General features: G+C 68.9%; 21 protein-coding genes. 9 read left to right on the top strand and 12 right to left on the bottom strand.

Annotation, left to right across the window (positions count from 1 at the left end; translation table 11 throughout):
- Positions 1-21: 21 nt before the first annotated feature.
- Positions 22-354 (bottom strand): hypothetical protein, encoded by a 333-nt coding sequence (locus OG817_RS05355; RefSeq protein ID WP_396393845.1) that lies wholly within the window; start codon positions 352-354, stop codon positions 22-24.
- A 133-nt stretch (positions 355-487) separates the two neighbouring features.
- Here OG817_RS05355 and OG817_RS05360 point away from each other — a divergent pair, with 133 nt between their 5' ends.
- The 4 genes from OG817_RS05360 (at position 488) to OG817_RS05375 (ending at position 4,528) form a co-directional block, all read left to right on the top strand.
- A complete protein-coding gene (locus tag OG817_RS05360; RefSeq protein ID WP_360440276.1) occupies positions 488-802 on the top strand; it encodes an STAS domain-containing protein in 315 nt (104 codons plus the stop codon).
- A 75-nt stretch (positions 803-877) separates the two neighbouring features.
- Complete coding sequence (locus tag OG817_RS05365; RefSeq protein WP_406052539.1) at positions 878-2,857, top strand: protein meaA; 1,980 nt, start codon at positions 878-880, stop codon at positions 2,855-2,857.
- Positions 2,858-2,875: 18 nt separating this feature from the next.
- Positions 2,876-3,700 (top strand): aldo/keto reductase, encoded by an 825-nt coding sequence (locus tag OG817_RS05370; protein WP_406052540.1) that lies wholly within the window; start codon positions 2,876-2,878, stop codon positions 3,698-3,700.
- A gap of 9 nt (positions 3,701-3,709) precedes the next feature.
- Positions 3,710-4,528: a M55 family metallopeptidase gene (locus OG817_RS05375; RefSeq protein WP_406052541.1), complete on the top strand. Its 819-nt coding sequence runs from the start codon at positions 3,710-3,712 to the stop codon at positions 4,526-4,528.
- A 242-nt stretch (positions 4,529-4,770) separates the two neighbouring features.
- Here the strand turns inward: OG817_RS05375 and OG817_RS05380 are convergent, their stop codons facing one another.
- The gene (locus OG817_RS05380; RefSeq protein ID WP_360440291.1) at positions 4,771-5,259 is read right to left on the bottom strand and encodes a pyridoxamine 5'-phosphate oxidase family protein; all 489 of its coding nucleotides are present in this window, start codon (positions 5,257-5,259) and stop codon (positions 4,771-4,773) included.
- 85 nt (positions 5,260-5,344) lie between these two features.
- On the opposite strand from OG817_RS05380, the gene OG817_RS05385 reads away from it, so the two are divergent.
- Entirely contained in the window at positions 5,345-7,228 is a 1,884-nt protein-coding gene (locus OG817_RS05385; protein WP_406052543.1) for a hypothetical protein, read from the top strand.
- Here OG817_RS05385 and OG817_RS05390 read toward each other — a convergent pair.
- On the bottom strand, positions 7,217-7,924 hold the full coding sequence (locus tag OG817_RS05390) for an isocitrate lyase/phosphoenolpyruvate mutase family protein (RefSeq protein ID WP_406052544.1): 708 nt from the start codon (positions 7,922-7,924) through the stop codon (positions 7,217-7,219). The genes OG817_RS05385 and OG817_RS05390 overlap by 12 nt on opposite strands.
- Before the next feature lie 8 nt (positions 7,925-7,932).
- Complete coding sequence (locus OG817_RS05395) at positions 7,933-8,394, bottom strand: carboxymuconolactone decarboxylase family protein (RefSeq protein ID WP_360440300.1); 462 nt, start codon at positions 8,392-8,394, stop codon at positions 7,933-7,935.
- Positions 8,395-8,617: 223 nt separating this feature from the next.
- Here OG817_RS05395 and OG817_RS05400 point away from each other — a divergent pair, with 223 nt between their 5' ends.
- The 3 genes from OG817_RS05400 (at position 8,618) to OG817_RS05410 (ending at position 12,463) form a co-directional block, all read left to right on the top strand.
- Positions 8,618-8,992 carry a hypothetical protein gene (locus OG817_RS05400; RefSeq protein WP_396393851.1) on the top strand — a complete coding sequence of 125 codons (375 nt, stop codon included), beginning with the start codon at positions 8,618-8,620 and terminating at the stop codon, positions 8,990-8,992.
- Between the two features lie 37 nt (positions 8,993-9,029).
- Positions 9,030-9,389, top strand: coding sequence for a hypothetical protein (locus tag OG817_RS05405; RefSeq protein ID WP_360440306.1), 360 nt, complete (start codon positions 9,030-9,032; stop codon positions 9,387-9,389).
- A gap of 86 nt (positions 9,390-9,475) precedes the next feature.
- The gene (locus OG817_RS05410; RefSeq protein ID WP_406052546.1) at positions 9,476-12,463 is read left to right on the top strand and encodes an AAA family ATPase; all 2,988 of its coding nucleotides are present in this window, start codon (positions 9,476-9,478) and stop codon (positions 12,461-12,463) included.
- Here OG817_RS05410 and OG817_RS05415 read toward each other — a convergent pair.
- Genes OG817_RS05415 through OG817_RS05425 form a run of 3 tightly spaced genes read right to left on the bottom strand, consistent with a single transcriptional unit; the run spans position 12,460 to position 15,832 of the window.
- Positions 12,460-13,245, bottom strand: a complete 786-nt coding sequence (locus tag OG817_RS05415; RefSeq protein WP_406052548.1) for a SagB/ThcOx family dehydrogenase — start codon at positions 13,243-13,245, stop codon at positions 12,460-12,462. The genes OG817_RS05410 and OG817_RS05415 overlap by 4 nt on opposite strands.
- A gap of 11 nt (positions 13,246-13,256) precedes the next feature.
- Positions 13,257-15,512 carry a TOMM precursor leader peptide-binding protein gene (locus OG817_RS05420; protein WP_406052549.1) on the bottom strand — a complete coding sequence of 752 codons (2,256 nt, stop codon included), beginning with the start codon at positions 15,510-15,512 and terminating at the stop codon, positions 13,257-13,259.
- Entirely contained in the window at positions 15,509-15,832 is a 324-nt protein-coding gene (locus OG817_RS05425; RefSeq protein ID WP_406052551.1) for a hypothetical protein, read from the bottom strand. The genes OG817_RS05420 and OG817_RS05425 overlap by 4 nt, the downstream gene beginning before the upstream one ends.
- Before the next feature lie 145 nt (positions 15,833-15,977).
- Between OG817_RS05425 and OG817_RS05430 the strand changes: the two genes are divergently transcribed.
- The gene (locus OG817_RS05430) at positions 15,978-17,354 is read left to right on the top strand and encodes a PLP-dependent aminotransferase family protein (protein ID WP_406052552.1); all 1,377 of its coding nucleotides are present in this window, start codon (positions 15,978-15,980) and stop codon (positions 17,352-17,354) included.
- Here OG817_RS05430 and mmuM read toward each other — a convergent pair.
- The 5 genes from mmuM to kdgD form a co-directional block, all read right to left on the bottom strand.
- Positions 17,343-18,221, bottom strand: coding sequence for a homocysteine S-methyltransferase (mmuM, locus tag OG817_RS05435; protein WP_406052553.1), 879 nt, complete (start codon positions 18,219-18,221; stop codon positions 17,343-17,345). The genes OG817_RS05430 and mmuM overlap by 12 nt on opposite strands.
- Entirely contained in the window at positions 18,205-19,128 is a 924-nt protein-coding gene (locus OG817_RS05440; protein WP_406052555.1) for an FAD-dependent oxidoreductase, read from the bottom strand. Before OG817_RS05440 ends, mmuM begins: the two co-directional genes overlap by 17 nt.
- Positions 19,129-19,180: 52 nt before the next feature.
- On the bottom strand, positions 19,181-20,275 hold the full coding sequence (locus OG817_RS05445) for an esterase-like activity of phytase family protein (protein WP_406052557.1): 1,095 nt from the start codon (positions 20,273-20,275) through the stop codon (positions 19,181-19,183).
- A 65-nt stretch (positions 20,276-20,340) separates the two neighbouring features.
- Positions 20,341-21,660: an enolase C-terminal domain-like protein gene (locus OG817_RS05450; RefSeq protein ID WP_406052558.1), complete on the bottom strand. Its 1,320-nt coding sequence runs from the start codon at positions 21,658-21,660 to the stop codon at positions 20,341-20,343.
- Positions 21,657-22,562, bottom strand: a complete 906-nt coding sequence (kdgD, locus tag OG817_RS05455; RefSeq protein WP_406052559.1) for a 5-dehydro-4-deoxyglucarate dehydratase — start codon at positions 22,560-22,562, stop codon at positions 21,657-21,659. Before kdgD ends, OG817_RS05450 begins: the two co-directional genes overlap by 4 nt.
- Positions 22,563-22,609: the final 47 nt, after the last annotated feature.

The raw sequence follows: 22,609 nt of genomic DNA on the forward strand, positions 1-22,609 counted from the left end.
GACACGCGTGCGGGAGAAAGGTCAGTGGGTGTCGAGCAGCCCGCGGGCGGCGGCCTCGTCGTTCGGCCACACGTAGACGGTCCAGCCGTCCTTGGTCCGGGCCGCGGTCGCCTTGATGCCGAAGTCCTTCAGCATGGAGACCTTGACCCGCGCCTCGTTGTAGGTCCGCACGGTCCGGACGTCGATCAGCAACCCGAACGCGTCGCGCTCGGCGGGACGGGAATCGACCCGCCGAACCAGCGACCCGCCCTTGGCCTTCGAGAAAGCCCAGCGGCAAAGCAGTACCATCAGCCCGGCCAGGGCCATGGCCACGACCGGAAAGACGAAGTACTCCTCACCGAACACGGACACCATTGTCTCGCGAAATAAAAGGTCGCGAGGTCTTGGCAACCTTCCGTGTCCCCAGGGAGTCTTTACGATCACAAGCTGGACACGCTGCCACGCGGCCGATGACTCGGGGGCCGCCGGAAGAGCGGAGGGCACGGACATGCTCGCACCGACCCCGAACAACGTCGTACAACTGACCGGCATCCTGGACGTCCGCACCGTCGGCGACGTCCGTCAGACCCTGAACACCGTCATCGACACCTCGGTGGGCGACGTCATCGTCGACCTCGAACGGGTGGACGCGGTCGACGCCACCGGTCTCGGCCTGCTCGTCGCCACCCACCGCCGGACGCAGTCGCTCGGGCGGCAATTGGTCCTGTGGCACCCGATGCCCTCGGTCATCCGGATCCTCGCGGTCACCCGGCTGCACCGGGTCCTGCGGGTCGAGCGGAGTCCGCTTCCCATCGGCGCGTGAATGTGACCTAACCGCCTGGTGACACCGGTCACGAGGTCGCGACTCACAAGGGAACAGAGTCCTACTCTCGGGTACATGGCGACCGAGAAGGATCGACCGTGGGTGATGCGGACGTACGCTGGCCACTCGTCCGCCGCTGAGTCGAACGCGTTGTTCCGGCGGAACCTGGCCAAGGGCCAGACCGGTCTGTCGGTCGCGTTCGACCTCCCGACCCAGACCGGGTACGACGCGGATCACCCGCTGGCCAAGGGTGAGGTGGGCAAGGTCGGCGTACCGATCGCGCACCTGGGCGACGTACGGGCGTTGTTCGACCAGATCCCGCTCGCGCAGATGAACACCTCGATGACGATCAACGCGCCGGCGATGTGGTTGCTCGCGCTGTACCAGGTGGCTGCCCAGGAGCAGGGCGCGCTGCCCGATGAGCTGACCGGGACTACGCAGAACGACATCGTCAAGGAGTACCTGTCCCGTGGCACGTACGCGTTCCCGCCGGAGGCGTCGCTGCGGCTGACCACCGACGTGATCGCCTACACGGTCGCCAGCATCCCGAAGTGGAATCCGATCAACATCTGCAGCTATCACCTGCAGGAGGCCGGCGCGACGCCGGTGCAAGAGCTCGCGTTCGCGTTGTCGACCGCGATCGCCGTACTGGATCGGGTCCGGGACGCGGGCCAGGTGCCGCCGGAGCGGTTCGGCGACGTGGTCCAGCGGATCTCGTTCTTCGTGAACGCCGGGGTGCGGTTCATCGAGGAGACCTGCAAGATGCGCGCGTTCGTCCGGCTCTGGGACGACCTGACGCTGCACCGGTACGGCGTGACGGACGCGAAGGCCAGGCGGTTGCGGTACGGCGTCCAGGTGAACTCGCTCGGCCTGACCGAGGCGCAGCCGGAGAACAACGTCCAGCGGATCGTGCTCGAGATGCTCGGCGTCACGCTGTCGAAGAACGCCCGCGCCCGTGCGGTCCAGTTGCCGGCCTGGAACGAGGCGCTCGGTCTGCCGCGGCCGTGGGACCAGCAGTGGTCGCTGCGGATGCAGCAGGTACTGGCGTACGAGTCCGACCTGCTGGAGTACGACGACATCTTCGACGGATCGCACGTGATCGAGGCGAAGGTCTCCGAGCTGGTCGACGGTGCTCGCGAGGAGATCGATCGCGTGCAGGCGATGGGTGGTGCGGTCGCCGCGGTCGAGAGCGGCTACCTGAAGCAGGCCCTGGTCGCATCGCACGCCGAACGCTGGCAGCGGATCGAGTCGGGCGAACAGGTCGTCGTCGGGGTGAACAAGTTCGAGAACACCGAACCGTCACCGCTGACTGCGGACCTGGACACCGCGATCCAAACCGTCGATCCCGCCGCTGAGAGCGCAGCGCTGTCGTCCTTGCGCGAGTGGCGCGCCAACCGCGACGCGGCTGCAGTCGAGTCTGCGCTGACCAAGCTGCGCGCGGTCGCGAAGACCACCGACAACCTCATGCCCGTCACGCTCGAGTGCGCTCGCGCGGGCGTGACCACGGGGGAGTGGGCCGGGGTTCTCCGGGAGATGTACGGCGAGTACCGCGCTCCGACCGGGGTCACCGGATCGGTCGGCGTCTCCGGTGGCGGTGAAGCGATCGCCGCCGTACGCGAGAACGTCGCCGCCACGTCGGAGGAGCTCGGCGGCCGCCTGCGATTCCTGGTCGGGAAGCCCGGCCTGGACGGCCACTCGAACGGCGCCGAACAGGTCGCCGTCCGCGCCCGCGACGTCGGCTTCGAGGTCATCTACCAGGGCATCCGGCTGACGCCCGAGCAGATCGTCGCCGCCGCGGTCGCCGAGGACGTCCACTGCGTCGGCCTCTCGATCCTGTCCGGCTCACACATGGAACTCGTCCCGGCGGTCGTGTCCGGCCTGCGCGCGGCAGGCCTGGACGACGTACCGGTCGTTGTCGGTGGCATCGTCCCCGACGCCGACGCCCGGGAACTCCGGTCCGCCGGCGTAGCCGCCGTCTACACCCCCAAGGACTACGACCTCACCGGCATGATGGCCGATGTCGTCGAGGTGATCCGGCACGCCCACAAACTGTAGGCGTGGTAGAAGGAGTACATGACGGCGAACAGTGCTCAGGCGACTCTCACGCTCTCGAACGGTACGGCGATTCCGGTGTTCGGGCTGGGGGTTTGGCAGGCGGCGGACGGGCCCGAGACGGAGCGGGCGGTCGAGTGGGCCCTCGAGATGGGCTACCGGCTGATCGACACGGCTCAGGCGTACCGGAACGAAGCGAGTGTGGGGCGGGCGATCCGCAGCAGCGGGATCCCGCGGGAGGAAATCTTCCTCACCACGAAGTTCTACCCGGGCAGCAAGGACCCGCGTGCCGAGGCGGAGAAGAGCCTGGAGCGGCTCGGCACCGACTACCTCGACCTCTACCTGATCCACTGGCCGCAGAGCGGGCCGACGTGGGCCTGGCCCGGGATGGAAGCGGCCGTGGAAGCCGGCCTGACCAAGGGCATCGGGATCTCGAACTTCAGCGCCGCGGAGATCCAGGAGCTCCTGAAGACGAGCCAGATCCAGCCGGCCGTGAACCAGATCCAGTTCAGCCCGTTCGAGTACCGCGCTGCCCTGCTTGCGGCGTGCGAGGACGCAGGTATCGTCGCCCAGGCGTACAGCCCGCTGGGAACCGGCCGCCACCTCGGCGACCCGGTGGTCGCGCGGATCGCGGCTGCCACCGGCCACACACCGGCACAGGTCCTGATCAGGTGGGCAGTCCAGAAGGGCCTGTCGGTCATCCCCAAGTCCACCCATCGGGAGCGTATCGAGGAGAACTTCGCCGTCTTCGACTTCGAACTCGACGACGAGGCCGTCTCCGCGCTGGACGCCCTCGACACCACCGGCCGGACCGACGAGGCGCTCGGCCAGAAGTGGTGGTCCTGACCCTTGAAGGTGTTCCTTTCCACTGACATGGAAGGTACCGCCGGGGTCGTCGACTGGGGTCAGGTCCGCGGTCCTGCTCAGGAGTACGAGTACTACCGCGGACAGCTTCAGGCGGAGGTCAACGCCGCGATCGACGGCGCCCTGGCCGCCGGCGCGACCGAGTTCCTGGTCAACGACTCGCATTCGACGATGCAGAATCTCCGCCCGGACGAGCTCCACGGCCGGGCCGGCTACCTGTCCGGGCGGCACAAGCCGCTGTACATGATGGAAGGCCTCGACGACTCCTTCGACGCGGCCTTGTTCATCTCGTACCACGGGTCGGCGAGCTCGACGTCCTCGGTGCTGTTCCACACCTACAACCCGCGGGCGATCGCCGAAGTACGGCTGAACGGCACTCTCACCGGCGAGGCCGGGGTCAACGCTCTGGTGGCGCTGGCGTACGGGGTTCCGGTCGTACTCATCTCGGGCGACCGGGTGACGATCGACGAGGCGCAACCGTTCTGCCCCGGTATCGAGTCGGTCGTCGTCAAGGAGTCGGTCTCGCACAACGCCGCCCGGTCGGTGCATCCGGAGACGGCACGGGAGCTGATCCGGGACGGCGCACAGCGCGCACTGCGCCGGTTGGCCGGCTTCACGCTGCCGACCATCACGCTGCCGGCCGAGCTGACCGTCCGCTTCCACAACCAGGCCTTCGCAGACCTGGCCTGTGCCCTCCGTGACGTGGAGAAGGTGGACGAGCGAGTCGTTGCCATCCGCAACGACGACCCGCTCCACCTCTTCCGCACCTTCATCGCCACGGTCTTCCTCAGCCGCGCAGTCACCGACTAACCGCCGGCCCTCCCCGGCCACCAGCCCAGCGGCCCGGCGCCCACGCGTCTGCGGGGTTGGTCACTCTGTGCACGAGATCCGTTCGGCGGCGGCCCCGGCGTACGGATCTGGTGCAGAAAGGCGGGTCCGATGATCGCGTGCTTGCGCGATCGGTGTGGCGGGGCGTGCTCGTCGTTCTGGTGGTTCTGGCACTGACCTACGATCATGAAGGCGACGGCGTCGAGGCTGCAGCTGCCACGTCGCTAGCTCTTCGACTTTTCCTTGATGAGGTCTTCCACTGCCTTGGGGATGGTGGTCTCGAAGTCGAGGAGCTTGGCCCAGGTCGGGGTGACGGTGATGACGACCATCTCGTCGTACAGAGCCTTCACTCCGGCCTCCCAGTCCGGGTACTGCTCGTCGGTCGTCACCTTGTGCCCGGCCAGCAGGTAGCCCTCCGGGACGCCGGGCACCAGCTCGACCTCGGCGCTGCCGCGGATCAGCAGGACCTTCGGCGGGAAGGCTCCGGTGTCGATGGTGAGCGCGACCTTGGGATTCTTCCGCAGGGCAGCGACCTTCGCCGACTTCGGCACGGTGGCCATCAGGATCTTGTCGCCCTCGACCCAGAAGCCGATCGGAATCACTCTGGGGTCGCCATCGAGTCCGTCGTACGCGAACCGGGCCGGCTCGGGGCCGGTGATCAGTTCCTGCGCGTAGGGCTTGGCCAGAATCGCGGCGATCTCGTCCTTGGTCATGATGGTGATCCTTCCACTGAGGAGGTGCTGTCATCAGGGGGACGAAGCCGCCGGACGCTTCTCGACATCGGTAGCGTGGCGAATCGTGGAAATCTTCGGATTCGGTGCGGGCATGGTCCAGGTCGGCGACGACGGGGCGGTCGAGCAGGTCGTTCACCCGGACGGTCGGCGGGTCCTGCTCGATCCCGGCCCCGTGCACGACACGCTGCACGCGTGGGGCAAGGGCTTCGTGATCACGGACCGTGGCAGCCACCGCTTCGACAACCCGGCGCTCGTGCGCTGGCGGCAGACCGGGCTCGACCTGCTCTACCAGTTGGGTGAGCTGGAACTGCGCGTCGGCCGCCGATTCGGTGACCAGTGGACGGAGACCTACGAGCTCCGCAACGCCGGGGCCGAGCCGACGACGGTCGGGTCGATCGCGATCAGTACGCCGTACCGCGACATCTATCGCTCGAGCCAGGAAAGCCTGACGGGGGCTGTGCATGCGCATGTGTGGACCGGTGGCGCCGATGCGTGGGTGTGGGCGGTGCCGATGGACGGCAGCGGTCCCGGGCTCGGTCTGCAGCTGAAGGAGGGCGAGCTGTGGGCCTACTCGGTGGAGTCACGCGAGCCGGGCACGAGCAGCAACCTTCGCGGCCACATCTACCTCCACCCGACCGACCACGCTCGCGCGCCGCACGCGATGGGCGGTCAGCCGCCGATCACGCTCGCCCCGGGAGCGTCGTACCGGTGGACCTGGCAGCTGGCCTGGTACGACGACCTGCCCGGATTCCATGCGGATCGGCAGCCGCTCATCGGCGCGGACCGGCTGGCCGCCGAGGTGGGGGAGGCGATCCAGCTCACCGGAGACGGCCCGAGTGAGGTCACGAGCGACGAGCCCGGTCTGGTGCATGTCGAGGCGACGGACGGCAAGCGGACCGCGCGGATCGCCGTACTGTTCCATCAGCCGCTGCGCGAGATCGCCGAGCGGCGGGTCGGGTTCATCCTCGAGCGGCAGCGTCGGCCGGAGCTCGCGGACAGTCGGCAGTACGCCTTCGTGCCGTACGACAACGACAGTGGGCTCACTGTGTTGTCAGGTGCGTGGGCGGACTGGTCCGATGCGCGCGAACGGATCGGGATGGCACTCCTGCTGCAGGAGGTCCGTGACCGCGGTTGGGGTGATCGGGCCGAGTTGGACGACGCATTGGCGGGGTACGAGCGCTTTGTCCGCGAGCATGTGGTGGACGAGAACGGCACGGTCCAGGACGACAGCTTCCACCAGGATCGCGTGCGGCTGTACAACTTCCCATGGTTCGCGAGGTTCCTGCTCGGGCAGGGTGATCGGACCGGTGCCGCGCGCATTCTCGACCGGTACTACGAACTCGGCGGGGATCACTTCCTCGCCTTCGACCTGGGTCCGCTGCTGAGCGAACTCGGGATGCGGGATCACCTCATCCGGCATGCACGGCAGTTCATCGAGTACGGCGATGAGCTGCCGCCGCACGAGGTCAACTACGAGCAGTCCATGGTCGCGCCCCTGCTCGAGCTACTCGTAGCGGCGTACCGGATGGCGCCGGACGAGATCGACGGCGCGGAGCTGAACCGCCGGTTGCCCTGGCTGACCGCGTTCGCCGCCGATCAGCCCGACGTACGCCTGCGGCAGGTGGCGATCCGGCACTGGGACGGGTACTGGTTCGGCCGGCTGCGGTTGTGGGGCGACGTCTTCCCGCACTACTGGTCGGTGCTCAGTGCGGCCGTGTACGCCGCTTGGCCGCGGGAACTGGTCGAGCCGTCGACGGCGGCCTGGCTGGACGCCGCGACGGACTCGATCCTGCGCGCGAACCTGGTCAACTTCTCAGCGGACGGTTCGGCGACCTGCGCCTTCGTGTACCCGAGCTGCGTCAACGGACAGCCCGCCCATGTCGCGGACCCCTTGGCCAACGACCAGGACTGGGCCTTGGTCTACGCACTCAGGGCCCTACATGAGTGAGGGGAGCAGTTCGCGCAGGCTGTTCATCAGGTGGGTGTGGATGCTGGTGCCGTAGGAGATCCGGTGCGCGCCGGCGGCGATCAACTCGGCAGGAGTGGGCCCGCCGACGGCGGCGTGCGCGTTGATCGGGCCGCCGATGCCCTCGACGACCTCGGCCAGGACGTCGGTCGGCGCCATGATCGGGTAGACGCAGTCGGCGCCGGCGCGGCGGTACGCCCGGCCGCGGGCGATGCCGTCGGCCACTCCACCGCCACGGATGAACACGTCGACCCGTGCGTTGATCACCAGGTCCGCTCCCGCGGCGGCGCGGACCTCGGCCAGGTAGTCGGCCTGCCGGGCCGGGTCGGTGAGCACGCGGTCCACCGAGTCCTCCAGGTTGCAGCCGACCGCACCGGTGTCGAGCACGCGCTCGGCGAACTCCTTCGGCGCCAGGCCATAGCCGGCCTCCAGATCAGCAGTCACCGGTATGTCGACCGCCCGCGCGATCCGGGCGACCGCGGTGAACATCTCCGCCGGTGGGGTCAGCTGACCATCGTCGTACCCGAGGACGCGAGCGACCGCGCCGCTACTGGTCGCGACCGCGGGGAAGCCTGCCTCGGCCATGATCCTGGCACTGACCGGATCCCAGGCGTTCGGCAGGATCAGCGGCGTACCGCCGTGATGCAAGGCCCGGAACCTCTCCGCTCCCGATGTCATCTCGCGGCTCAGCTCGGCTTGTAGTGGCCGGGCTCCATCCTTCCGGTCACCCCGACCCGGGTCCACATGTTGATCGTGATGATCAAGGCGATCAACTGTGCCAAGTCCTTCTCGCCGAACACGTTCGCTGCCAGGTCGTAGACCTCGTCCGGGACGTGGTCGACGCTGATCAGCGTGATCGCCTCGGTCAGCGCCAGCGCGGCCTGCTCCTCCTCGGTGTAGAACTTGCGCGCCTCCCGCCAGACCGGCAGCAGCGAGATCCGCTGCTGGTCGTCACCGAGGTGCAGGAGGTCGAGCGAGTGCATGTCGGTGCAGTAGGAGCACCCGTTCAGCTGGGAGGCACGGATCCGGATCAGGTTCGCCAGCTTCGGATCGATGCCGGCGTCGGAGACCGCGTCCAGCGCGATCATCGCCTGGTAGAAGTCCGGGACCAGGTTGGCGAGCTTCACCCGCCGCGTCGTTGTGCTCATGTCACCAACCTAGGCGCGGATCGGCCCAGGTCGCTGGTCCACTTCCACACCGGATCCAGGAGCCACTTCTGCCGATCCTCAGAACAGCGGTCCGCGGCTTGGCCGAATCTGAGGGGTAGCACTGCATTTCTGAGGGGTTACCCCCGATGTGGCCGGGGGCTGCTGAGGCCGACTGTGAAGGAAGAGCGGCGATCCCCGCCGCCGCCGAATTCACGGAGGAATCATGAACCGCAAGTACACCGTCCTCGCACTGTCCGCGGTCGCGATGGGCGCAGTCGTTCTCACCACGCCTCAGGCATCCGCCCTGCCGAAGGAGCCCGCCGCCGCGTCGGTGTCTCAGGCCGGCCCAGGGGCACCGCCCGACTGGCCGGACGAAGGCACCGGCTACCCGGGAACCGAGACCACTGTTCCGGAGTACAACTACCCGAATTACGACCCGGCCTACGAAGTGCCTGCCGTGAAGACCGTGGCGGCCCAGAGTCTGTCGGACGACAACGGTGTCGAGGCCCTGCAGTCTGGTGCCTCCGCACTCGGTGGTGCGGCCGTCGCCTTCGGCGGCATGTGGCTGTACCGGCGTCGCCACGCACTGGCCGGCTGACCAGGCCGTCCGGATTCCGCGGGACGAGGCACAGTCGATGTGGACGATCGCAGTGCTGACAAGCGTCGGGCTGGTTGTGGGGGCAGGGCTTCTGGCCCTGATCAGCCAGCCCGACCCCGGGCTCGACGACCTCGAACTCGAGTCCGCGAACTGGCGCCAGGTGGACGCCGAGGTGCTTTCGGTACTGCGGGCCGGCCACCGCACGTTCTTACTGGTCCGCTTCCCGGTGGGAACCTCACTGATTCGCAACGATGTTCGGTACCCGCTGCCGGGCCAGGTCCCGTACGCCGGTCAGCGGGTCCCGATCAAGTACGACCCGGTGGCACCGGCGCGGGTGGTCTTCGACCTGCATCCGGAGACCCGGAGAACGCCGAACCCGGCCGGGCAGTCGCAGTGATCGTGTGCACACATATTGATCCACGTTGATCGTGCGCACAGGTATATACAGCGACAGCCCGGCGTCGCGGGCGCAGACTGGGGGTTGTGGGAGGGGCGGGGGTCTTACGCTCACCCCGAATCGCCGGTCGGGCCGAGGAACGAAGGATGCTCGGAGCGGCGATCCGGGCGGCTGCCGAAGGACGGCCGTGTGCGGTGTTCGTACACGGAGAGGCGGGCGTGGGCAAGACTCGCCTGGTCCGAGTCGCCGCTGACGAGGCCGCGGCCCGCGGCGTGGCGGTCCTCTGGGGCCGGTGCGTTCGCTTCGGCGCGGTGGACTCGCCGTACGGTCCGCTGATCAGCGCACTGGAAGGCTGGGCGGAGTCGGCCGATCCCCGCGAGCTGGCCGACGTACTCGCCGATGTCCCAGCCGCAGGCGGGCTCGTGCCATCACTGAACGCGTACACCTCCAGCAGTGCGATCCGGCTCCTGTCCGTGGTCGATGCACTCGTGATGGCGATCGCTTCGCATCGACCGGCGGTTCTCGTAATCGACGACGTGCAATGGGCCGACCTTGCGTCCCGCGATGCGCTCTCGTATCTGATCGCCGGGTTCCGTAGCCAACAGCTCGCGATTCTGACCACCTACCGGGATGAGGAGCTCGGCACCGGTGATCCGATCCACAGCTGGCTGGCGGACCTCCGGCGGATGCCGTCGGTGACCGGCCTGCGGCTGGACCGGATGACCTGGGACGAGACCGAGCAGCAGCTCGCGCTGTTGCTGGGCGATCACCCGCACCATCGCCTGGTGGACGACGTCGTACTACGGTCCGACGGCAATCCGTATCTCAGTGAACTGCTCCTGGAGGGGATCACCGTGGGCGACGAGGAGTTGCCCGCCGATCTGCCGGCGGAGCTGAGGGCGGCCCTGCTTGCTGCCTGGCATCGGCTGTCGGCGCCGGGTCGTGAAGTCATGCGGGCGCTCGCGGTGGCCGGACGGCCGACATCGATCGACAACCTGCGGGAGGTCGCGGCGACGCGAGGGATCGGCCCCGAGGCCCTGACGAACGCGCTGGTCGAGGCAGTCGACACCGGGATCAGCGTGGCGCAGGGTACGGACATGTGCTGGTTCCGGCATCCGCTGCTGGCGGAGGTGCTGTACGCGACCTTCGTGCCGGGCGAGGCGGAATCCGTGCACGCCGCCTGGGCCAAGACGCTCGAGTCCCGCACCGCCACCGGTCCCGACGAGGTCCAGCGGCAAGGCGACCTGGCTCTGCACTACGAGGGCGCGCACGACCTGGAATCCTGTCTCGAGGCGTCGCTGCGTGCGGCCGACCTCGCGAACGGCATCGTTTCGCGACGCGAGGAGGCGATCCATCTCCGCCGCGCGGCCCGCCTGTGGTCGACGGTGCACGGCCCCGACTCAGCCGGCCGGGCGGATGAAGGCGACCTGCTGGAGCGCGTCGCGCGAGCCAACGAACTGGTCGGCGAAGGCGAGGCGAGCTTCGCGGCGTGGAGCCGCGCACTCGAACTCGTGGACGAGCGGACCGACCCGCTTCGCGCCAGCAGGCTGCGGCGGCGATGGGCCGACTCGGCCTGGGCAACCGGCAGGCTGAGCGACGAGGCGATCGCCGAGGCCACGCGAGCGGTCGAGCTGAGCCGGCCGTATCCCGACAGCGCGGAGTACGCCGAAGCCCTGGCCGGCCTCAGTTGGCGGCAAGCCTGGAACAACGAGGCCGAGCCGGCGCGGAAACATGCCGAGGAGGCGGTCCTGGCTGCGGAGCGCGTCGGATCCAGTGCGGCACTCAGCCTCGCCTACGCGGCCCGCGGATGCGCGGATCTGCGCAACGAGCGTTCCGATGCGGACACTGCGACGGCGTTGCGCTCGGCCTGGAAGACCGGCGATCCGGATGTGCTGTGGCGGACCCTCGTGGCCCGGCGCAACTACTTGCTCCAACGCGGTGGTGTCGCGGAATGCGTCGAGCCGGCAACGGAGTTCCTCCGGTTCGCGCTCGATGTCGGGGCGCTGTCGTCGGCAGTCTTCGCGGCCGGAGTCCTGGCGAAGGACCTGTTGATCCTCGGACGCTTCGCCGAGAGCAGCGACGTCACCCGGCAGGGGCTTGCCTTGGCTTGTCTGCCGAGCCCCAGCGCGATGGTTCGGCTGAGCGCGGCGTCGTTGTCGATCCGCCAGGGGAACCTGGACGTTGCGGGCATGCACCTGCAACGGGCCAACGAGCTGATCCCGGCACTGGAGGAGCGTCTCGGGCTGGTTGCGCCGCCCGTCCTGGCCGAGTACCTGCTCGCGACGGGTCACGCGGAGGCGGCTCTCGACCTGCTGTCGCGCACGCTGATCACCCACATCGCCGATCCCCGCGACGCGGACGAGATGCTGATGTGGGGTGCGCGCGCGGCTGCCGATCTGGCGGAGTCCGCTCGAGACCGGCGTGACGGCAGAAGCCTCCGGAAGACGCGCGCACAGCTCGATGACCTTGTGGCCTTGCGCGCACGGCTGTCGCCGCCGCCGTTCGAGGTCATCACCTCCGAGGATCTGATCCAACCGGCGATGCGGGCGCTGTTCACCGCCGAGGTGGCACGATGCACGGCGAAGACGCCGACCTCAGGTGCCTGGGAGGACGCCGCACGCCGCTGCGGTGTCGCGGGACTTCGGTGGGAGGAAGCCGTCGCGTCCTGGCGGTGGGCACAGGCCTTGCTCGCCGAGAGGGCTGCGCGGGCCGTCGTCGCCGTACCGCTGAGGTCGGCGCACCGCTTCGCCGTCGAAGTCGGCGCGATTCCCCTGCGGCAGCAGGTGGAGACGCTGGCCGGCCTCGGCAAGATCCAGCTCGGCGAGCCATCGGCGCCGACGGACGACGAACCTGCGGCACCCTTCCGATCCCTGACCAAGCGGGAGCAGGAGGTGCTCGCCCACCTGGTGGCCAACCGGACGTACGCCGAGATCGCGCAATCGCTGTTCATCAGCGAGAAGACGGTCAGCGTGCATGTGTCGAACCTGCTGCACAAGACCGGAACGACGTCACGTCGCGAGGTGGCTGCCCTCGCCATCCGACTTCGTGAATCGTCGACCAACGCCGACGACTAGCCCGTCAGCCGGTCGAGGCCTCGGCGGGCGTTGCGGTGGCCGGGCGCTGGGTGGCCGACGGCCGCTCCGTACAAGACGATCTCGGACTCGACGTCGAGACGCAGTAGCCCGGACAGTTCGTCGTCGAAGAAGCCGCCGAGGTTGACCGAGCCGAGTCCGAGCCCGGTCGCCGTGAGCACGACGTTCTGCGCCGCGTGCCCTGCCTCCAGCAACAGGTAGCGGTAGCCGCGGTCGCCGTACTTGCCCAGGCTGCGTCGGCAGACGGCCGAGAACACAAGGACGACGGCGGCCTCGGCCGCCCACGGCTGGCCCAGGAACAGGTAGCGGACCAGCGGGGCGGGGACCGCTTCACCGTGCACCCGCTCCAGACCGTCCGCGAGGGGAACGTAGTGGTAGATCCCAGCCGGTAGGCCGTCCACCGACCGCACCAGCAGGCTCACCTCCAGCGGATAGAGCCCGCCGCCGGACGGCACCGCCCGGTCAAGCAGTGTGCTGTCGTCGGTCGCGCCAGTGACGCCGTACCCGGACCGCAGCAGGGTGGCCAGTTCCGCGAAGCCGATCGGCTCGTTGCGGAACACGCGGCAGGACACCCGTCCGCGCACCAGGTCGGTCAGCGGCGCGGCGACCCGCAGGCTTGGCGGCAACCGGATCCACGGAGCCGACGGGTCCTCACGCCCCGGCTCCGGCTGCGGCTGGAGCACCTGCGGGTTGTCGGATCGTCGGCGGGCAGTACCGCGGTGGAAGGCCCAGGCCAGCGGCTGAGCGGTGCGGAAAGGAGTCATCGCCTTCGTCCTCACGCCATCGGATGCGGGTCGAGGTTCAGTTCGTCCAGCCGCGCCGGACGCAGCCCGATCCGCCCCGGCATCTCCAGCAGTCGCCGCCCACCGAGCCGCGCCTGGTTGGCACCGAACCAGATCGGCACGAACCCCGGCACCAGCCCACGCACAACCCGCACCCCGAGTGCGGCGACGTCCGGCGTCGTGACATCCACGGCGAGTACGTCGCCCGCGACCTCGGCCAGCGACTCGATCAGCACCGCCAGGTCGGCAGACTCGGGTGGCGCGGCGTCCGGCCACGGCTGACGCGGAGCCTCGCGGAGGAAGCGCATCCCACCACAGGCCAAGTCGGCGTACAGCAGGCTGTGGTCGCCCAGACTCGCGACCTTCGCCGGCGTGGCAACCAACTCGGCCATCCGCGCCCGGACCTTCGGTTGCCGGAGGCGGGCGCGCAGTAGCGGTCGCGCCTGCCCGACTTCGAGCACCGCGGACCGGGCAGCGGCGACCGGGTCCATCCCTGCTCCGAGTCCGACAACCGCGACCGGAGTCCGCTCCGACCATGCGACCGCAAGGGCGACGGCCGCCACCGTGTCGGTCGGCAACAGGTGCACCACGATGTCGATCCCACGCCGCGCGTGCGTCGCGGCGATCCCACGGGTCGGTTCGTCCGGTACGTCGGCTGCGGCCACGCAGCGCCCGGGCAGCCGATGCGACCACGCGATCATGAACGCGTCCCGCTCGATCACCTCGAGCAACGCGCGCAGCGTGGCGCCGTCCCGGTCCGGCCCGGCGGCGAAGCCGTTCGACGTGGTCGGGAACAGCCCGGCCTCGGGCGGCGGCCGATAGCCCAGATGCGTTGCCAGCAAGGGAATCCAGACCTCATCGCCGGTCACCATCGACTGTGCAGGCACCCACTCGAGTTCGGTCTCCGGCCGCCACGGCTGGAACGGCACTGTCTCGTACTGATGATCCGCGAACAGCACCAGGTCCCGCGGATGCAGGCCCCTCCGGTCCAACCCGTCGTACGTCGAAGTGATCGTGCGCTCAGGTCGCCATGTCATGGCGGCGTGCCGTTCGAGAGCCTCACCGAGAGCGCTGTCGCGCGCCTGCCGCCGGGTCCAGCCCTTGCCGGAGCAGACGACAAACGGATCGCGGTTGCTGCGGAAGCGAGCGTTCGCCAGTTCGGCCTGGACGACGTACGGCCGCTCCGGCTCATCGACGTCCTTCGGGAAGGGAACGAGCCTGCGGACCACACCGCAGAGCGAGTCGACCACGCGCCCGGCGATGCCCTCGAAGTCCGTTGTCTCAACCTCTGCCGGCTGACGTCCCTTCTTTGCGCATGCCGGGCAATCCGGGTGCGACACGACTGGATGCAACTCCTCGCCGCCAGCGAGCGCATCGAGTGTGAGGACGTTGGCAGTCAGCCGCGGTGCCGCGATCGACAGCGTCAACGCGAACACCTCGGTCATCAGCGCTCCGGTGACCATGGGCAGAAGTGCCGGGAGCACTGGCCTCGCCCCAGCCTCCACGAACCGGCGACCATCGAGCGCCTCCTCGAGTGCCATCGCCGCACCGAAGTCGTCCACACAGGACAGCGCCCGCATCCGCCAGCACATGTAACAAGGCCCGCCGTCGGGCAGCACCAGAGGACCGACCGTCGCCCGGGCGCCCTGCGATTCCGCATGCAACGTCGGTACGCCGAGCTCCAGGCCGACCGCGTTGATCCACTGATGCAGCACCGGCAGCGAGCCATCACCAGCCGCGACGACCAGATCCGCACCTGCCATCAAGCCGGGCAGTTCGTCGCGCCGCGTCGGGTACGGCGCTCGAATCAAGCCAGGGATCCCGGCTCCCGCAAGAACCTCCACCTGCCCGACTACAACAACTCGCACCGTGGCCAACCGCCTGGCGAGCAGTTCGTAGTCGGACGAAGGCACCGCGTACAGCCAGTCCGGCACCGCGCCCTTCTCCTCCACCAAGACGCCGGAATCGAGCAGCGAGCCGATCAGTCGATCGACCTCGAGTACAGGCAGATCGGACAACTCGTCGAGCAGGTCCGCACGGCCGAGTGGCAGCGCCGGCAGGATCCTGTCCCGCACCACCCGCGCGACCCCGCCCTCGAGGCGCAACGTCGCAGACGGCGTCCTGAGTACGACGTCGCCACCGGTACCGCGACCCTCCTCGCGCGTCCCGCTCGAGGAGTCGACGTCGACGACGTCCAGGCCGGGGACCGACATGATGAACGGTTCCGGGCCTGGCCGCCTCGAGGTCATCCGCCGAGGTCTCCGAATCGCCTGACGGCACCGGCGCCGAACCCGCCCGGGGCGCAGCCGCTGCCGCCGGTGTCGTCGCCGGGGCTGATCGCGCCCGGGGCGCAGCCGCTGCCGCCGGTGTCGTCGCCGCGGCCGAACCCGCCCGGCGCGCAGCCGGTGCCAGGGCCGATCATCTGCTGCAAGATGTCGCGGACCTTGATATAGGTGCGGAACTCCTCCGCGGTGATGTCCTCGATCTTCGGCACGGACCTCGTCGCCAGCCGCTGCTCCAGCTGGACGACCCTGCCCTTGAGCTCCTCGTACTCGTCCTGATCCGGCATCGCGTCCCCCTCCAAGCATGGATGGCGAGGTGACGCCACGTGATCCCCCTGCGCCCCGTTGTGTCTGCGGCGCACCCCACCACGAATCGGCCGGTCACAGCCGATGTTTGGAGTATCGTCCCGGCGGCAGCATAAGGTCCAGTGCATGGAGGATCGAGGGGCTGCCGGTGCTGACCTGCATCTGGACCTGGCGGCGTCACGGGGCCGGAACGATCTGGTTCAAGCGTTGCATGCATCGATCCGGAGCGGGCGGTTGCCGGCCGGCACGCGGCTGCCGTCGTCGCGGTCGTTGGCGAAGGATCTCGGCATTGCCCGCAACACCGTTGCGGACGCCTACGGTCAACTCGTTGCCGAGGGCTGGCTGACCGCCCGTCAAGGCTCCGGCACAGTTGTCGCCAACCGTGCCACCACTCCGCCGGCTCCCGACATGTCGTTGCCCTCAGCAAAGGCATACCGCTACGACCTGACTCCCGGCGCACCTGATGTCTCGACGTTCCCGCGCGGTGAGTGGCTGACCGCCGCGCGGAAGGCGTTGACCGCGGCACCCAACGAGGCTTTCGGCCTCGGCGATCCGCGCGGCCGGATCGAACTGCGCCGGATGCTCGCCGACTACCTCGCCCGCGCCCGTGGCGTCCGCGCCGATCCCGAACGGGTCCTGATCTGCTCCGGCTACGTGCAGGGCGTGAGCCTGCTCAGCGAAGTACTGCGGAACCTCGGCGGGACGACCGTGTCCGTGGAGGAGTTCGGGTACGCCCTGCACCTGGACGTGATCCGGTCGCGGGGCCTTACGCCCGTGCCGGTCTCGGTCGACGAGCTTGGTGCGCAGGTCTCACAGCTGACTGGTGACGGTGCACTGCTGACACCGGCGCACCAGATGCCGACGGGCGTGCCGCTTGCGCCTGAGCGTCGTACTGCGGCAGTCGAGTGGGCCAGAGACACCGGGGGAGTGCTGATCGAGGACGACTACGACGGTGAGTTCCGGTACGACCGGCAGGCCGTGGGGGCGCTGCAGGCGCTGGACCCCGAGCGGGTCGTGTACACGGGGACGGCGAGCAAGAGCCTCGCACCGGGACTGCGGCTCGCGTGGATGGTGTTGCCGCATCGGTTGATCGAGCCGGTGGTCGCGGCCAAGCGGACGGCCGACTTCCAGACCGCGACCCTGGAGCAGCTCACCCTCGCGGAATTCATTGCCTCCGGCCACTACGACCGGCACGTCCGGCGGTCCCGGCTGCACTACCGCCGGCGCAGGGATCGCCTGGTCGAACTGCTCGCCGTCCGCGCCCCGAACGTCAAAGTCGCCGGGATCTCGGCCGGCATGCACGTGCTCCTCGAGGTCCCCGGCGACGCGGAAGACGTAGTCGCCCGAGCCGCCCGCCAGGGCCTGGGTCTCACCACCCTGAGCAGCTACCACTTCAACCCTACCCCGGCGACCCGCCAAGCAGTCATCGTCGGCTACGGCACCCCACCCGACCACGCCTACCCCGGCGCCCTCGACCTCCTCTGCCAGGTCCTAGGCGTCTAGGGCGTCCACCAGCGCACGGATGTCGGCGGGTCCGACCCGGCAGCATCCACCGACGTACGCCGCCCCGGCGGCAAACCATGCTGAGGCAAGAGGGGTTGTTCGGTGGCCTGTCCAGTGCCGGGCGGTGGCGTCCCAGGACTCGCCGGAGTTGGGGTAGGCGACGGCCGGCTTACCGGTAACCGCGACGGCTGTCTCGACCGCGGGCCGGACCTCATCGGGTGCACAGCAGTTGATGCCGACGGCAATCACTTGGTCGATCGCGGCGATCGCGAAGGCGTCCGTGAGAGGTTGGCCGGCGCGCGTGTGTGTCCCGGAGATCGAGTAGGAGAACCACGCCGGAAAGTCCAGCTCGGCCAGCAGCCCGACGAGTACCTCGGCTTCGTCCGCGTCCGGGATGGTCTCGACCGCCAGCAGGTCAGGCTCAGCACTGATCAGCAGCTCCATCCGCGGCGCGTGGAAGTCACGGAGCGTCGTCGCACTCACGCCGTACCGGCCGCGGTACTCCGATCCGTCCGCGAGCATCGCGCCGTACGGCCCGACGGACGCGGCAACCAGTCGGCGGCGTCCGTCGGTGAACGAGTCGCGCACATCGCGGGCGATCCGCACACTGCTCGCAATCAGCCGCTCGGCCTCGGATCGCGGCACCCCGGCGCGCTCGAACCCGACCACGCTGGCCTGATAGCTGGCCGTCGTAGCCACCATCGCCCCGGCGTCGTAGTACGCCCGATGCACCGCCGCGATCTCAGCCGGCGCGTCCTTCAACAGCCGCGCCGACCACAACGCGTCCGACAGGTCGTGGCCACGATCTTCCAGGGCGTTCGACAGACCGCCGTCGAGGATGATCGGCCGGTCAGATTCCCTGGACAAGCTCGAAGACCTCGTCCGCGCAACCCCAGGACAGCGTGACCCCGGAACCACCATGTCCGTAGCAGTGGATCACCGGCTCACCCGTCCGCGTCCGGACCAGCTCGCACCGGATCGCCGGCCGGGCCGGCCGCAGTCCGACCCGATGCCGGATGATCTTTGCCTTGCGCAATTGTGGGACCAGCTCGGCCGCCCGCTCCAGCATCTGATCCGCGGTCGACTGATCGACCGCGAGGTTCCAGTCGTTCGGTTGGCTGGTCCCGCCGACCACCACGTCATGCTCCCGCGGTACGACGTAGGTCAACTCCGAAGGCGACCGATCGGCCACGAGCCACTCGGTCAGGCCGCACTGCTCGACCGTCATCACCTGCCCCCGCACCGGCGTCACGGTCGGGTCGCTCGCGGTCAGCCGGGCACCGAGGCCGGCACAGTTGATGACCACATCGGCGGTCGTCGGCAAGGCCGGCAACGCAGCGCGGGTGAGCGTCCCGCCGGCCTGATCCAGCCGCTTGACGAGCGACTGCAGGTACGCCGGCATCTCGATCACCGCCGTCGTGAACGACCAGCCGTCCTCGAATCCGGCCGGCGGCGACACCCGGGTCAGGTCAGGCAGGACGTCGGCCCAGCGCGGATCCGGCTTCTGCTCCACCAGGAACTCGCGCCCGCGCCGCATCCGCACCGACGGCTCGAGCTCCGCCAGCTTGGAGAATTCCTCGTACGCCGTCCTGGACCAAGCGGCGACGCGGTCCTCGGGAGCCGACAGGTACGGGTACCAGATCGCCGCAGCCACCGCCGACGTCGTCTCCAGCGGCAGGTCGCGGGCGAACACGGCCACGTCGTACCCACCCTCGGCGAGCCGGACGGCACAGGTCAGCCCGATCACGCCCGCACCCACCACGATCACGCGCATTCACACATTGTGACGCGCGCCTAAGCATCACGCCATGTCATGCAGGGTGACGTCAGTGCAGATCGACGGCCAGTGAGTAGAACCGGGTGATCTGGGTGGCGCCGTTGTTGTCGTCGGACAGCAGGTACAGCTGCCGCCTGCCGCCGGGCAGGTAGCCGCCGAGGGCGAGCGCCTCGACGTTGTCCAGCAGCGGGTTCGGCTGCGGCTGCTTGGCGACCGCGCCGGACGGCGGGCAGTTCACCAGGTCGAACAGCAGCTTCTTCTGCAGGAAGACCTCCTCCGGCGCATCCGCCAGCGACGCCTGCCCCGACACGTCGACGGCCCGGCGCAACGAGATGGTGAACACCCGGATCGTGTTGCCCACGCCGGGCGTGAACGTGCGCTCCATCGACACCAGTTCGTCCCGGTTCACCCAGGCGAGCTCGACCAGCGCGAGACCCGGGTCGGGCTTGTAGGCGTACTGCGCGGCGACCCGGTAGGCATGGCCCGGGAACCCGGCGTACCGAAGGATGCGGTTGCGCGTGCGGCCGTCGGCGCCGGTGCCGTCGGACGCGAGCGGGCCCTCCATGCCGGCGAACAGCGACAGCCCGTCACGGCTGACCGCGAGCGACTCGAACGTCGCGTTGCTCGTCGCCTCGCCGGCCGGCGCGACCTGGAAGCGCGACGGCACCGGCAGCGACGCGGTCTCCTTGCCGTCGGACAGCCGGAAGCGGCGGATCGACGGTTCGCGCTCGGAGGTAGCCAGGATGGTCCGGTCGCCCCGCTCGACGACCAGGCCCTCGCCGTCGAAGTCAGCGCCCGTGTACGGCGTACCGTCCGGGCGGCGCAGGATCGTCATCCCGTCGACGCTGACCGACGTCGGCTTGCTGTTGGTCTCGAGCTGGAACACCCGGGCCGGTGTGGTCCCGACGTTGTCCACCAGAGCGGTCGCGCTGTGCGGGCCGGTCACGTTCAGCGCCGACAGCCCTGCGACCGGCTGGCCGTCGAACGTCGTCTTGTCCAGCGCATCACTGAAGCCGAGGAACTGCGCGTCCGGTGAGCAGGAACCACCACCGCCGGGATGCTTGCCCGGCGTCGCCGACGCCGTCAGCGTCGTGGTCAGGGCGGTCAGGACGATTGCTGCGGCGAGCGGCTTCTGCCAGCGCATTCAAGGCTCCTTGATCGGGACGTCAGCACCGATCGAAACCTATCGCGCACAACATCAGGTGAACATCACCGCACCAGACAGGGGCGCTTCGGGTCGAACACCCAGTCCTCGACCAGGTACTGCATCGCGATCGCGTCGTCGCGTGCACCGAGCCCCTGCTGTTGATACAACTCGTGCGCGGCGGCAAGCGCATCGCGGTCCAGCTCGACGCCGAGCCCAGGCTTCGTCGGTACGGCGATCGACCCGTTCTCGATCCGCAACGGTTCCCTGGTCAGCGCCTGCCCGTCCTGCCAGATCCAATGCGTGTCCAGAGCGGTGATGTCGCCCGGTGCCGCAGCGCCGACCTGGGTGAACATCGCCAGCGAGATGTCGAAGTGGTTGTTCGAGTGCGACCCCCAGGTCAGCCCGAAGTCCGTGCACAACTGCGCGACCCGCACCGACCCGGCCATCGTCCAGAAGTGCGGATCGGCCAGCGGAATGTCGACCGCATCGACCCGGATGGCGTGCGCGAGCTCGCGCCAGTCGGTCGCGATCATGTTCGTTGCCGTCGGCAGCCCGGTCGCGCGCTTGAACTCCGCCATCGTCTCGCGCCCCGAGAATCCCGGCTCCGCGCCGACCGGATCCTCGACATACGCCAGTACGTCGTCCAGGCCCGAACACCATGCGATCGCGTCCCGCACGGGCCAAGCGCCGTTCGGGTCGATCGTGATCCGGGCCGACGGGAACCGTGCGGTCAACGCGCGCACAGCCTCGAGCTCGACAGGCCCGTCGAACACGCCACCCTTCAGCTTGAAGTCCGCGAACCCGTACCGCTCCTGCGCCGCCTCGGCCAACGCCACCACCGCATCGGGTGTCAACGCCGGCTGCCGCCGCAGCTTCGACCACCGATCCTCGCCAGCGTCGGTCAGGTACGGAAGGTCAGTTCCTCCGGCGTCGCCGACATAGAAGAGATAACCAAGAACCGGCACGGCAGAGCGTTGCTGCCCGTCACCCAGCAGCTCGGCCACAGGCACACCGAGATGCTGCCCGAACAGATCGAGCAGTGCCGATTCAAGGCCGGTCACCGCGTGGACCGTCGTCCGGAGATCGAAGGTCTGTTGCCCCCGGCCACCAGCATCTCGGTCGGCGAAGGTCCGGGCAACCCGACGGAGGAGTTGGCGATACTGCGCGAGTTCCTGACCGAGTGCGAACTCGGCGGCCGCACGGATCGTCGACGCGATCTTGTCGCCCCCCGGGACCTCGCCGAGGCCGATGTTGCCCGCGCTGTCGGTCACGATCACGACGTTCCGGGTGAAGAACGGTCCGTGCGCGCCGCTCAGATTCAACAGCATGCTGTCGTACCCGGCGACCGGAACGACCTCGACCGAGGCGATGGTCGGCGTCACTTGATCCTGCCGATCAACGCGGTGAGCTGAGCCAGCTCGTCCTCGCTGAGGTCCTGGAGCGGTGGACGCACCGGCCCGGCAGATCGGCCGATCGCGGTCACGCCGGCCTTGACGATCGAGACGGCGTACCCCTTCATCCGGTCCCGGATGTCCAGGTAGGGGAGGACGAACTCGTTCAGCTTGCGGTAGACGCTTTCGCGGTCCTGCGCCAGTACGTCGGCGTAGAAGCCGAGTGCGAACTCGGGCACGAAGTTGAAGATCGCCGAGGAGTACGTGCTGACGCCGAGCTGCAGCAGCGGCAGCGCGAACGTCTCGGCCGTCGGCAGACCGCCGATGTAGGTGAGCCGGTCGCCGACCCGGGCGTAGGTGCGGGTCATCATCTCGATGTTGCCGACGCCGTCCTTCAGGCAGACGAGGTTTTCGTTGCGGTCGGCAAGCTCCGCGACGGAGACGTCGGTGAGGATCGCGTTCGCCCGGCTGTAGACGGTGACGCCGAGACTCGTACTGCGGCAGACAGCCGACACATGGTCGATCAACCCACGCTGACCCGCCTCGGTCAGGTACGGCGGCAGCAGCAGGACCCCATCGGCACCGGCGGCCTCCGCGGCTTGGGCTTGTGCGATCGCGGTCGCCGTACCGCCGGTCGCGGGCGCGATCACCGGGAGCTTCCCGTTCACCTCGGACACCGCCGCGCGGACGACCGTGTCGATCTCGGCGGGCGTCAGCGAGAAGCCCTCACCGGTGCCGCCGGCGGCGAACAACCCGGCGACGTCGTACTGACTGAGCCAGGACAGATGCTCGCGATAGCCGGACTCGTTGAAGCTCAGATCCGGGTTGAAGTGCGTCACCGGGAAGGACAGCAGCCCGGTCTTGAGCTGAGCCGCGAGTTCGGCAGGGTTCATGCCGGTCAGCCTAGGAACCAGTGTGGATACCTGTCCAAGATCGATGT

This window comes from Kribbella sp. NBC_00889, from assembly GCF_045207705.1.
Lineage (GTDB): Bacteria > Actinomycetota > Actinomycetes > Propionibacteriales > Kribbellaceae > Kribbella.